Annotated in this window: 11 protein-coding genes; 7 read left to right on the top strand and 4 right to left on the bottom strand. The window is 71.1% G+C overall.

Annotated elements, in window-relative coordinates:
- Positions 1 to 279: 279 nt before the first annotated feature.
- Together E1264_RS33585 and E1264_RS33580 are read left to right on the top strand one after the other, a co-directional pair.
- Positions 280 to 603, top strand: a complete 324-nt coding sequence (locus tag E1264_RS33585) for a hypothetical protein (RefSeq protein WP_132180005.1) — start codon at positions 280 to 282, stop codon at positions 601 to 603.
- 89 nt (positions 604 to 692) lie between these two features.
- Positions 693 to 1145, top strand: a complete 453-nt coding sequence (locus tag E1264_RS33580; protein ID WP_132180003.1) for an NUDIX domain-containing protein — start codon at positions 693 to 695, stop codon at positions 1143 to 1145.
- 64 nt (positions 1146 to 1209) lie between these two features.
- Here the strand turns inward: E1264_RS33580 and E1264_RS33575 are convergent, their stop codons facing one another.
- On the bottom strand, positions 1210 to 1521 hold the full coding sequence (locus E1264_RS33575; protein ID WP_243711321.1) for a 4a-hydroxytetrahydrobiopterin dehydratase: 312 nt from the start codon (positions 1519 to 1521) through the stop codon (positions 1210 to 1212).
- A 15-nt stretch (positions 1522 to 1536) separates the two neighbouring features.
- The gene (locus tag E1264_RS33570) at positions 1537 to 2835 is read right to left on the bottom strand and encodes a helix-turn-helix transcriptional regulator (RefSeq protein WP_132180001.1); all 1299 of its coding nucleotides are present in this window, start codon (positions 2833 to 2835) and stop codon (positions 1537 to 1539) included.
- Positions 2836 to 2936: 101 nt separating this feature from the next.
- Here E1264_RS33570 and E1264_RS33565 point away from each other — a divergent pair, with 101 nt between their 5' ends.
- Positions 2937 to 3212 carry a hypothetical protein gene (locus E1264_RS33565; RefSeq protein WP_132179999.1) on the top strand — a complete coding sequence of 92 codons (276 nt, stop codon included), beginning with the start codon at positions 2937 to 2939 and terminating at the stop codon, positions 3210 to 3212.
- 673 nt (positions 3213 to 3885) lie between these two features.
- Positions 3886 to 4311, top strand: a complete 426-nt coding sequence (locus tag E1264_RS33560) for a hypothetical protein (protein ID WP_132179997.1) — start codon at positions 3886 to 3888, stop codon at positions 4309 to 4311.
- On the opposite strand, the gene E1264_RS33555 is transcribed toward E1264_RS33560, so the two are convergent.
- Positions 4274 to 5314, bottom strand: coding sequence for a helix-turn-helix domain-containing protein (locus tag E1264_RS33555; protein WP_132179995.1), 1041 nt, complete (start codon positions 5312 to 5314; stop codon positions 4274 to 4276). The genes E1264_RS33560 and E1264_RS33555 overlap by 38 nt on opposite strands.
- Positions 5315 to 5384: 70 nt before the next feature.
- Between E1264_RS33555 and E1264_RS33550 the strand changes: the two genes are divergently transcribed.
- Both E1264_RS33550 and E1264_RS33545 read left to right on the top strand, forming a co-directional pair.
- Positions 5385 to 6809, top strand: coding sequence for a pyridoxal-dependent decarboxylase (locus E1264_RS33550; protein ID WP_132179993.1), 1425 nt, complete (start codon positions 5385 to 5387; stop codon positions 6807 to 6809).
- Between the two features lie 85 nt (positions 6810 to 6894).
- Complete coding sequence (locus E1264_RS33545; protein ID WP_132179991.1) at positions 6895 to 8604, top strand: BCCT family transporter; 1710 nt, start codon at positions 6895 to 6897, stop codon at positions 8602 to 8604.
- Between the two features lie 38 nt (positions 8605 to 8642).
- Here the strand turns inward: E1264_RS33545 and E1264_RS33540 are convergent, their stop codons facing one another.
- Positions 8643 to 9374 (bottom strand): isocitrate lyase/phosphoenolpyruvate mutase family protein, encoded by a 732-nt coding sequence (locus E1264_RS33540; protein WP_132179989.1) that lies wholly within the window; start codon positions 9372 to 9374, stop codon positions 8643 to 8645.
- A gap of 153 nt (positions 9375 to 9527) precedes the next feature.
- Here E1264_RS33540 and E1264_RS33535 point away from each other — a divergent pair, with 153 nt between their 5' ends.
- Positions 9528 to 10556: an alpha/beta hydrolase-fold protein gene (locus tag E1264_RS33535; protein ID WP_132179987.1), complete on the top strand. Its 1029-nt coding sequence runs from the start codon at positions 9528 to 9530 to the stop codon at positions 10554 to 10556.
- Positions 10557 to 10637 lie beyond the last annotated feature (81 nt).

Below are 10637 nucleotides of genomic sequence, written 5' to 3'. Positions count from 1 at the left end.
CCCGAAGACCACGCCCGCCCCATCTCCGAAGCCCTGCCCGGCTCGGAACTGGTCCTCCTCCCGGACCTGGGCCACGTCATCGAGCTGGAGGCCCCCAAAGCCCTGGCCGCCCTGATAGCCCGCCACACAACCGCCCGCCCCTGAGAAATCCGGTCGATCGGTCATCCAGCGTCCGCCCGGACACGAATGCCGGACGATCGCTCGCGACCGGGTGGACGTGATGCCTCGCTCACCGGAGGCGCGGGCGGCGTGACCCCACCGTGTGAAGGGACGGAAGACATGAAGGGCGAACGCGTATCGCAGATCGGCAAGCGCACGGCGATGATCTCGCTCGCCGGCGTCGCCGCCGCGACGGCGCTGGTGGGCACCGCGCCCAGCGCCGCGGCGACCCCGACCGGCTGCGCCGGCGTGCAGGTCGACGGCCAGAACTACGAGAGCCGGTGCACCGGCGGCACCGGAGAGCACCGCGTGTGGGCGCGGCAGGACGTCCCCTTCCTCGGCGTTCTCGATTGCTTCGGGCCGTGGGTGCCGGTGGGTTCCGTCTCGCGCGTGACCTGCAGCATCCACCAGACCGTCTTCGTCACGCACCAGACCCGGGGATGACGCCCGGCCACTGACCGGAACAGCCCTTGATCGCCCGCCTCTCCGCCTGGAGCAGGCCGAGGTCAAGGGCTGTCCCCTGGGAGGATGTCGTGGTGGTTCGGGTGCGGGAGCGTGTCGCGGGTTATGTGATCAGGGACGGGGGCGTCCCCGAGCTGCTGGTCTTCGATCACGTCGGCATGCCCGAGGCGGGAACTCAGGTTCCCGCGGGCGGCGTCCGTCCTGGGGAGGGGCTGGAGAGCGCCGTTCTTCGGGAGGTCGCCGAGGAGACCGGGCTGGTCAGCGCGTCCGTGGTCCGGCAGGTCATGGTGGAGGACAAGCCGCATCCCGAAACGGGACAGCCGCGAAGGACCGCGTTCTTCCATCTTCACGTGCCCGAGACCACGGCCGATGCGTGGAACCACACGGTGCGCGGGGGGGGCAGCGATGCAGGCATGACGTTCGCCTGCCGATTCCTGCCACTGCCGCTGGAGGAGCCGCTGGCGGACGAGCAGGACGCCTGGCTGGGCCACATCGACCCGCACTGGGCGACTAGACGGAGCTAACGAAAAGACGAGACTGGCGCCCGCCTCTCGTGGAGGGCGGGCGCCGGTGCATCGCGCGGCCAATCTAGGCCGGCTCGGCCCCGTGACCGGTCGCGATCGCGTCGATGTGGCCGGCAAGCTCGAAATCCTTCTTCGTGATCCGGTGGCCGGCGTCATGCGTAGTGATGGCGAACCGGATGCGTTGCCACGTGATGTGAATGTCCGGATGGTGTCCGATCTCGCGGGCCTTCGCGGCGACGTACATGGCCAGGTGCACGGTCTCGTGGTACGAGTGCTTGAACGTCCGCGTGATCGCGTCGCCGTCTCGCTCCCAGCCGGGCAGGGCGGCGAGTTGCTCGGCTATCTGGCCGTCCGTCAGGGGCTCCGGGATGGTCACGGCTACCTCCAGGGGTCAGGTGACGGAGGCGATGATCTCAGTCAGATCCCGGCCGCGCGGGCTGTGGGCCCACGCCGAGGCGTGTGCGGGGAGCGCGGCCAACTCGGCGCGGAGTCGCTCAGATCCCGTCTCCGTGCAGACGGTGGCGGCACCGGCCGCGATCGCCACCGCCCTCTCGGGCTGATCGGTAGCGGCCAGCGCGGCTGCTTGCCGTGCCCGGAAGACGCCCGTGTCTCGCCGATGGTCGTCCGGCTGGTCACCGAGGATCTCGTCCCATAGCCGCGCCGCATCGTCGTGCGCGCCCGCTCTGCCGTACGCCGTTGCGCGCTGGATGTCCATATACCGCGGGGTGCGACGGCACGCGTTGCCCCATGGGTATTCGCCGTCGACCTGCTCGACAAGAGCTTGAGCATCGTCGAGGGTCCGGTCGATGGCGGTACGGTCGCCGAGAAAGCCGTACCCGTGTGCGATATGGACGAGCGCGAGGACGCGGACTTTTGGAGAGAGGTGACGCTCGTCGGCGAGGGCGGCCTGCGCGTAGTCGACGATGGCCGCGCCGTCATGGAGATCCACGGCGTGCATCGCTTTGTTCGCGAGAGCGTAGGAGACGAGTTGAGGGTCGCCGTGGCGATGCGCCATGTCGAGGGCCTCTGTCCGCCAGTGCGCGGATCGTTCGAGGTCGGCCGCATCCTGGTAGAGCCACCCCAGCAGTGCCGCGTAGGCCACCCCCATCTCAAGCAGCCCGCGCCGGACGGGCGAGTCAGCGGCCCTGACGAGCTGCTTGAGAAGCCGCGTCTGCGCGTCCACGGTAGCGATCAGCATGTGAGGGCCCAGCCAGATGTCGGCGCTGTAATGGCCAGGTAGCTGCTGGCGGAAGTAGCCGACGAGTTCCGGCGCCACAGGCCCATAGTGACCGCTGCCGGGCGTGATGGTAGCGGCCCCGGCAGCGATGCCCATCTCCAGTACCTCGGGCCGGCGCACGCGGCCGTGCGGATCGTCGGCGAGCCGCTCGTCGGTCTCGCTGAACAACTCGTCTTCCGAGATCTGGAGAGCGCGGGCCCACAGGATGCGGTAGCGGGGCCCCGGCTTGTGCTCGCCGGCCTCGTGGCCGCGGATGGTCCGCTCAAGGTCGTGCAGGGTGGGGAGCCGGCGCCGGACGGGCTCGGGGGCGAGGTCGCGCCATCGTTCGGCGACGTCGGCGACGGTCAGCCCGGCCGCCTTCCTCGCGGCACGCAGGCGCACACCGATGACCGTGTTCTCAGACGACATGTTGCGACGCACCTCGGCCGGATGTCCGCGGATGCCGTGACGCATCCGCGCTCACCCGGGATTATCACGCTGACCTGTGGCGCCTGCCACAGGTTCACTGATGGTGACCGCGAAATCACCGTGCACCGCAACCGGGAGACGACCCCATGACCTCGCCTCCAGAAGATCTCGACGCGCGACTCGCCCGACTACTCAAGGACTTCCCCGAGTGGGCGTGCCGGTATGAGCTGTACGTCAATCTGCTGCCTTGGGAGGCGCACCGGCGTCCGTATCGGGGCCCGGTCAACGGCGGGTTTGCCTGGATCCGCGCCGAGTCGGAGGAGCGGCTCCGCGAGTTGCTCGCCGCGGCGCAGGAGATCGAGGCCGGGCGTGGCGTCGAAGCGGCCGGCGACGCCCCCCTGCACAGGGGGTGCGTGCGGTGAGCGCGCCGAGGTACGCGCGGAACCACAGCACCGTCCTGTAGGCGCGGGCTGCGGCCACGCAGGGGTTGATGCGCCGGTTCGGCCGCTCGCCTGGTTCGGGGCCTCCACCGGTGTGTGGTGGGCGCTGGTCGGCGGCCGGTACCTCGTCCAGGCCAAGGAGTCTCACGACCTCGGCACCGAGATTCCCCTTCTAGACGCCGCGGCCCTCACTCCAAGGAGACGCCCCTGCCATGGGCCTGCACCGATCCCGACCCTGACGGCACCTCGTGCGGGATCTGCCCTGACTGCCGAGCTGCCCAAGGCAAATAGATCCCCCCAGAGTCCGCGTCCCGCGCCAGAAGGCGCGCACCCGGGGCGGCGGCATCAACCACGAGGCGCGCGCCGATGGAGGGCATCGTGACCATCACCACTGACCGGGCGGCTCAGGCCGCCAAGGATCCGCGTGAACTCGTCCCGCCCGAGGTGTGGAACCTCCTGGTCGAGGACCTGCGGCGCTACCACCACGTCACCCTTGGCTACGCCGAGCGGATGATGGGGCAGGCGCTGATCTTCCTGACGCGCTCGAGGCCACCATCCCGCAGCTCGTGGCGACCGGGTACCGGGTGGACGTGGAGTTCTGGCACGGCGAGCGGTCGCCGTGCTGCCCGCCGGAGTGCAACAACATGGGCGGGAAGTGACCACGCAGCAGATCGCGCCTGACACGACCAGGCGGGCGGGCGTCCAGCCCACGCATTACCACTGCTACGCGTGGTCGGGTGCCGGGCGGGAGTGGGAGCGGCTCGGGAAGCCCGACACGCTCGATCTCAACAGCCCGGACCGTCCGCCGGTGCGGACCGTTGATTGGCTGATCAAGTCGGCGCGGTTCGTCGCGGCCGTCCACACCGATCCGAAAGTCGCGCGCGACTGGCTGATGGGTGAGTGGGGCCGGGCGTGCGAGAAGGCGCTGAACCCCGTCCCGGACTGGGTGAGCGGTGAGGAGCGGGCAGTGCGGGCGCTGCGGGCGATCGAGACGTGCTGCTGGCCGTCCTCCAGCCAGTGGCTCGTCGGTGGCGTGATCGTGCTCATGGCCGTTGTCGGGACGTCCGAGCAGTGTCACTGAGCACGTTGAAGAGTGTCCCTCGCCGTCCGGACGGCGGCGAGGGGCGGTCGCGGTATTGACGGTCCTTGGTGGAGAAGGTGCGGCGGTAGGTGGTTGGGGGGACGCCTACGACGCGGGTGAAGTGGTGGCGGAGGTTGGCCGGGGTGCCGAGGCCGGAGCGTTCGGCTATCTGGCCTACAGGGAGCGTCGTCGTCTCCAGGAGTTCGCGGGCGTGGTCGATCCGGATTCCGCGCAGCCAGGCCATCGGGGTGGTGCCGGTCGCGGCGTGGAAGCGGCGGATCAGGGTGCGGGGGGTGACGTTGGCGCGGCGGGCGAGGGTGGTGACGGTCAGCGGCTCGTGGAGGCGGCGGCGGGCCCAGTCGAGGAGCGGGCCCAGCTCGTCCGGGGCCTGGACGGGGGCGGACGCGTCGATGTACTGGGCCTGGCCGCCGGGTCGGTGCGCGGGCATGACGAGCCGTTTGGCGAGCGCGCTCGCGACGGCGGCGCCGTGGTCGGCGCGGACGACGTGCAGGCACAGGTCGAGCCCGGCGGCGGTGCCCGCGCTGGTCAGGATGTCGCCGTCGTCCACGTAGAGGACGGACGCGTCCACCCGCACCTTCGGGTAGCGGCGGGCGAGCTGGTCGGCGTGCATCCAGTGGGTGGTGGCCGGGCGCCCGTCGAGGAGCCCGGCGGCGGCGAGGACGAACGCGCCCGTGCACAGCGCCACGATGCGGGCGCCGCTCGCGTGTGCGGCGCGGACGGCGTCCACCAGGTCGGGCGGCTGGTCGTCGAGGACGTTCGCGCAGGCGGGGATGACGACCGTGTCGGCGCCGGCCAGCGCGTCGAGTCCGTGCCGGGTGTGGGCGGCGAATCCGGCGGCGGTGCGCGTCCCGGCGGGGGCGCACAGGCGGAAGTCGTACCAGGAGTTCGCGAGGCCTGGACGTTCGTAGCCGAACACCTCGCACGGGATGGCCAGCTCGAAGATCGGTACGCCCTCGGTCACGGCGACGGCCAGCTTGTGCATGTCACAAATTTAGCGATGATGGTCGCTTCTGCCACTTCTGCCGCCGCCCCGGCGGCGGAAGGCTCGGGGTATGGACGATTTCCCTGATGGGCGGGCCTCCTTCGACCCGCCCGCGCCGGCCGCCGAGCGGGTGTGGCGGCATGTCGTCGGGCTGCTGGAACGCGAGCGGGCGGAGATCGCCGGGCGGGACGTGAGCGCGCCGGTCGACGTCCGGGGGCTGCGGGCCGCGATCGGCGCCTACGACTTCGGGCGGCCGGTGCCGGCGGAGGACGTGATCGACGATGTCGCGGTGTTGCTTCGCGCGACGACCGTCCACACGACGCATCCGCGCTATTTCGGCCTGTTCAACCCAACCCCGACGCTGATGGGGGTGGTCGGGGACACGCTGGCGGCCGCGTTCAACCCGCAGATGGCGGCGTGGTCGCATGCCCCGGCCGCCGTCGAGATCGAGGCCCATCTGCTGCGCTTCCTCGGCGGACGGCTCGGCTACCCACCTGGGCGGGTGGCCGGGTCGTTCACCAGCGGCGGCGCGGAGGCGAACCTGACGGGCGTGCTGCTGGCGCTCACCCGGACGTGGCCCCGGTACGGCGAGGACGGTCTGCGCGCCCTGCCCGGCCGCCCGGTGATGTACGCGTCCGCGGAGAGCCACCTGGCCTGGCTCAAGATCGCGCACGCGACGGGGCTCGGGCGGGACGCAGTCCACCTCGTACCCACCGGGCCCGACCTGCGGCTGGACGTCCAGGAGCTGGCCCGGCGGGTGGCGGCGGACCGGGCGGGCGGCGACCTGCCGTTCCTCGTCGTCGCGACCGCCGGGACGACCGGCGCCGGAGCCATCGACCCGCTGCCCGAGCTGGCGGACCTCTGCGCCGACCTCGGGCTCCGCCTCCATGTCGACGCCGCCTACGGTGGCGCGGCGGCGCTGTCCGACACGCTGCGCCCGGCGCTGTCCGGGATCGAGCGCGCCGACTCGATCACCGTGGACGCGCACAAATGGCTGAGTGTCCCGATGGGGGCGGGCGCGCTGCTGACCACCGACGGCGAGGGCCTGGCGGAGACGTTCCGGGTGACGACGTCGTATATGCCGGACGACGTCCCCGACACCGTCGACCCGTACACCTCCAGCCAGCAGTGGTCGCGGAGGTTCATGGGCCTGAAGCTGTTCCTCAGCCTGGCCGTCGCGGGCCGCGCCGGATACGCCGAGCGGCTCGACCACGACGCGGCGCTCGCGGACGGCCTCCGCGAAAGCCTGCGCGGCACCGGATGGACCATCGTCAACGACACCCCGCTCCCCGTGGTCTGCTTCGCCGACCCCGAAGACGCGACGTGGGAGCACCACGACGCGCTGGCCCGGCGGGTCGTCGGCGGCGGGCGGGCGTGGATCAGCCCCGTGAAGGTGGCCGGACGTGCCGCCCTGCGCGCCTGCGTCATCAGCCACCGGACGGCGCCGTCCGATGTCGACGAACTCGTCCATGCGGTGAACGACGCGAAGAAGTGAGGTACCGCGCGCCGGACGCCCTAGACGGGAACGAATTACTTGTTCATGAAAGTGATCGGTGACTAATCGGGAATGACTGAGGGTCATGAAGACCCTCAAGATCGGATCCGGCGGGCGGGACGGCGAACCCGGGTCCCCCGCGCTCTTCCAGGCGGAGGGGCCGGCCCGTACCGACTGGATCGTGTACGGCCTGACCGCGGGGCTGTCCATGGCGTTCGTGATCTGGGGCGCGGTGTGGACGGACAGCCTCAGCTCGACGGCCCAGTCCGTCCTGGACTGGCTGCTGGCGAACGTGGGCTGGCTGTTCGTCCTCGCCGCCACCGGGTTCGTGATCTTCTCGCTGTGGCTGGCGATGAGCAAGTACGGCCGGATCCCGCTCGGCCGGGAGGACGAGGAGCCGGAGTTCCGGACGGTCTCGTGGATCGCGATGATGTTCAGCGCGGGCATGGGCATCGGGCTGATGTTCTTCGGCGTCGCGGAGCCGCTCACGCATTTCGTGGATCCGCCGCCCGGCACCGTCGCGCCGCAGAGCGAGCCGGCCATCGAGACCGCGATGGCCACGACGATGTTCCACTGGACGCTGCACCCCTGGTCGATCTACGCCGTGCTCGGCCTCGCGATCGGGTACGGGCACTACCGCCGCGGCCGCAGCCAGCTGATCAGCTCGGCGTTCGTGCCGCTGATCGGGCGGCACGGGACGGGCCCGGTCAGCAAGCTCATCGACATCCTCGCGCTGTTCGCCACGCTGTTCGGCTCGGCCGCGTCGCTCGGCATCGGCGCCCTGCAGATCCGCACCGGGCTGCAGGAGGCCGGCTGGATCGAGTCGCTCGGCACCACGGTCCTCGTGCTGATCATCGTGGTGCTGACGATCGGCTTCGTCCTGTCGGCGGTGTCCGGCATCGCCCGCGGCATCCAGTGGCTGTCCAACATCAACATGGTGCTGGCGGCCGTCCTCGCGTTCTTCGTGTTCGTCGTCGGGCCGACGGTGTTCATCCTGGAGCTGCTGCCCACCTCGATCGGCTCGTACATCCGGGACTTCGGCGAGATGGCGTCGCGGTCGGGCGCGACCGGCGGCAAGCCCATGCAGGACTACCTCGCCGACTGGACGATCTTCTACTGGGCGTGGTGGATCTCCTGGTCGCCGTTCGTCGGCATGTTCCTCGCCCGGATCAGCCGCGGCCGGACCATCCGCCAGTTCGTCGCCGGGGTGATCCTCGTGCCGAGCGTGGTCAGCCTGGTCTGGTTCGCGATCTTCGGCGGGACGGCGATCCGCCAGCAGCACGAGCACCTCGACCCGTACGGGGACGGGTCGGAGGAGCAGATCACTTTCAACGTCCTCGGCAACCTGCCCTGGGAGCTGCTCACCGCGATCGTCGTGATGATCCTGGTCGCGATCTTCTTCGTGTCGGGCGCGGACGCGGCGTCGATCGTCATGGGCACGCTGTCGCAGCGCGGCTCGGCCTCGCCCGCCCGCTGGATGGTGATCTTCTGGGGCGCGATGACCGGCGGCGTCGCCGCGATCATGCTGGTGATCGGCGGGGACAAGGCGCTGAGCGGCATCCAGAACATCACCTTCATCGGCGCGCTGCCGTTCGCGATCGTGCTGATCCTGCTGTGCGTCTCGCTGGCCAAGGACATCCGCGACGACCCGATGATGCGCCGCCAGCTCAAAGGCGCCGAGGTCCTGGAGGGCGCGGTCGTCTCCGGCACCGAACGCCACGAGGGCGAGTTCGAGCTCGTGACGCAGCCCGCCCCCGAGGACGACGAACCACCGCCGACCGGCGCCCGGCCGTGACCATCCACCGGCCCGCGCCGCGGGACGGTGGGCGCCGGTCAGGCGTAGGGGTTCTTTCCCTCCTTCAGGCGGGTGGCGAATTCCTTCAGGGCGTCCAGGGCCCGGAGGTAGGGCATCGGGCCGTAGGAGATGCGGGCCACCCCGGCGGCGGCCAGGTCGGCGACGGACGAGCCGGGCATCTGGTTCGCGTTGATCGGCCCCGGCAGCTCCTTGACCAGCGTCGGGACGGCGTCCAGCGGCGCGGTGATCGGGTACACGCAGTCGGCGCCGGCCTCAAGGTACAGGCGGCCCCGGGTGATCGCGGCGTCGACCGGGTCCGGGACCTTGGCGATGAACGTGTCGGTCCGCGCGTTGATCACCAGCGCGTCGCCGGCGGCGGCGCGGACGGCGGCGATGAACTCGGCCTGCGTCTCCGGCCCGGCGAGCTCCCCGGCGTAGGTGTCCTCCAGGTTGCATCCCGCGGCGCCGATGGCGAGCAGCCGCTCGGCGAGCTCGCCCGGCGCCAGCCCGTACCCCGCCTCGGCGTCCACGGTGACGGGGACGGACGCGGCCCTGATCACCCGGCCGGCCGCGGCGAACATCTCCTCGGCGGGCGCGCCCTCGTGGTCGGGATAGCCGAGCATCGCGGAGACGGCGGCGCTGGCGGTCGCGAGCGCCGGGAAGCCCGCCTCCTGGACGGTCGTGGCGCTCGCCGCGTCCCAGACGTTCGGCAGCAGCAGCGGATCACCGGGGCGGTGCAGGTCGCGGAGTACGGCGGCATTGTCGGTCATCGGTTCTCCCTTCCCTCATCGAATGGACTGGGCAGACCGCCGAAGTGTGACATCCTCCCGGGACGTTCGCCGGGACCTTGCCCCGGCGTTTGCCCGTCCGGCGGGCTGGGTTAGCGTCGAGATGATCAGCCGAACCGGGATGAGGGAGTGCGCATGCTGCCGTGGTCCGCCGAGCTCGCCGGCCGCCTGGAAGAGCACGTCGTCGCCAGCGAGCTGCTGCGCGGCAACCCGCTGGGCGACCCGCACGAGCGGCCCGTCCTGGTGTACGTCCCGCCCGGTTACGACGACGAGCCGGAGCGCCGTTACCCCAGCGTGTACGTGATCCAGGGGTTCACCGGGCACATCGAGATGTGGCGCAACCGGATGCCGTACCGGCAGCCGTTCCCGGAGACCGCGGACGCGGTGTTCGCCTCCGGCGAGGCCCCGCCCGCGATCGTGGTGTTCGTGGACGCCTGGACGGCGCACGGCGGCAGCCAGTTCGTCGACTCGCCCGGCACGGGCCGCTACCACTCCTACATCTGCGACGAGGTCGTCCCGTGGGTGGACGCCCGCTTCCGGACGCTCGACGCCCCGGAGCACCGCGCGATCAGCGGCAAGTCCAGCGGCGGCTACGGCGCGATGATCACGCCGATGCTGCGTCCCGACCTGTTCGGCGCGCTCGCGACGCACGCGGGCGACGCGCTGTTCGAGTACTGCTACCTGCCCGAGTTCCCCAAGTGCGTCCGGCATCTGCGCGCCTACGACGGCGACATCTGGCGCTGGTGGGACGACTTCAAGGGGCGCGTCGCGTTCACCCGGCCCGAGGACATGGAGCTGATCAACGTCCTCGCCATGGCGCTGTGCTACTCCGCGCGCGAGGACGGCACGCCCGAGCTGCCGTTCGACCCGGTCACCGGCGCGATGCGGCCGGACGTCTGGGACCGCTGGCTGGCCTGGGACCCGGTCCGGATGGTGCCGGTGCACGCCGAGGCGATGCGCTCGCAGCGGGCGATCTGGATCGACGGCGGCACGCGCGACGAGTGGTTCCTGGACGTCGGCGCGCAGGCGTTCCGCCAGGCGCTCCTCGACGCCGGCGTCCGCGATGACGTGATCCACTTCGAGCTGTTCGAGGCGGGCCACGGCGGGATCGACTACCGCTACCCGCCCGCCCTCGCCTGGCTCTGCCGCGCCATCGCGCCCTGACGCCGTCGCCCCTGACGCAGGGTCGCCCCTACGCCGTCGCCTTGGCGCAGGGTCTCCCCTTACGCCGTCGCGCCCTGATGC

This window comes from Actinomadura sp. KC216 (assembly GCF_004348535.1).
In the GTDB taxonomy this organism is placed as follows: Bacteria; Actinomycetota; Actinomycetes; order Streptosporangiales; family Streptosporangiaceae; genus Spirillospora.
This window is presented reverse-complemented; position numbering and strand designations above follow the sequence as displayed.

Excerpts from the sequence above, each read along its gene's own strand:
- E1264_RS33565 (WP_132179999.1), top strand. The coding sequence starts at position 2,937 with ATGACCTCGCCTCCAGAAGATCTCGACGCGCGACTCGCCCGACTACTC.
- E1264_RS33555 (WP_132179995.1), bottom strand. The coding sequence starts at position 5,314 with ATGCACAAGCTGGCCGTCGCCGTGACCGAGGGCGTACCGATCTTCGAG.
- E1264_RS33545 (WP_132179991.1), top strand. The coding sequence starts at position 6,895 with ATGAAGACCCTCAAGATCGGATCCGGCGGGCGGGACGGCGAACCCGGG.
- E1264_RS33535 (WP_132179987.1), top strand. The coding sequence starts at position 9,528 with ATGCTGCCGTGGTCCGCCGAGCTCGCCGGCCGCCTGGAAGAGCACGTC.
- E1264_RS33550 (WP_132179993.1), top strand. The coding sequence starts at position 5,385 with ATGGACGATTTCCCTGATGGGCGGGCCTCCTTCGACCCGCCCGCGCCG.
- E1264_RS33540 (WP_132179989.1), bottom strand. The coding sequence starts at position 9,374 with ATGACCGACAATGCCGCCGTACTCCGCGACCTGCACCGCCCCGGTGAT.
- E1264_RS33570 (WP_132180001.1), bottom strand. The coding sequence starts at position 2,835 with ATGCGTCACGGCATCCGCGGACATCCGGCCGAGGTGCGTCGCAACATG.
- E1264_RS33585 (WP_132180005.1), top strand. The coding sequence starts at position 280 with ATGAAGGGCGAACGCGTATCGCAGATCGGCAAGCGCACGGCGATGATC.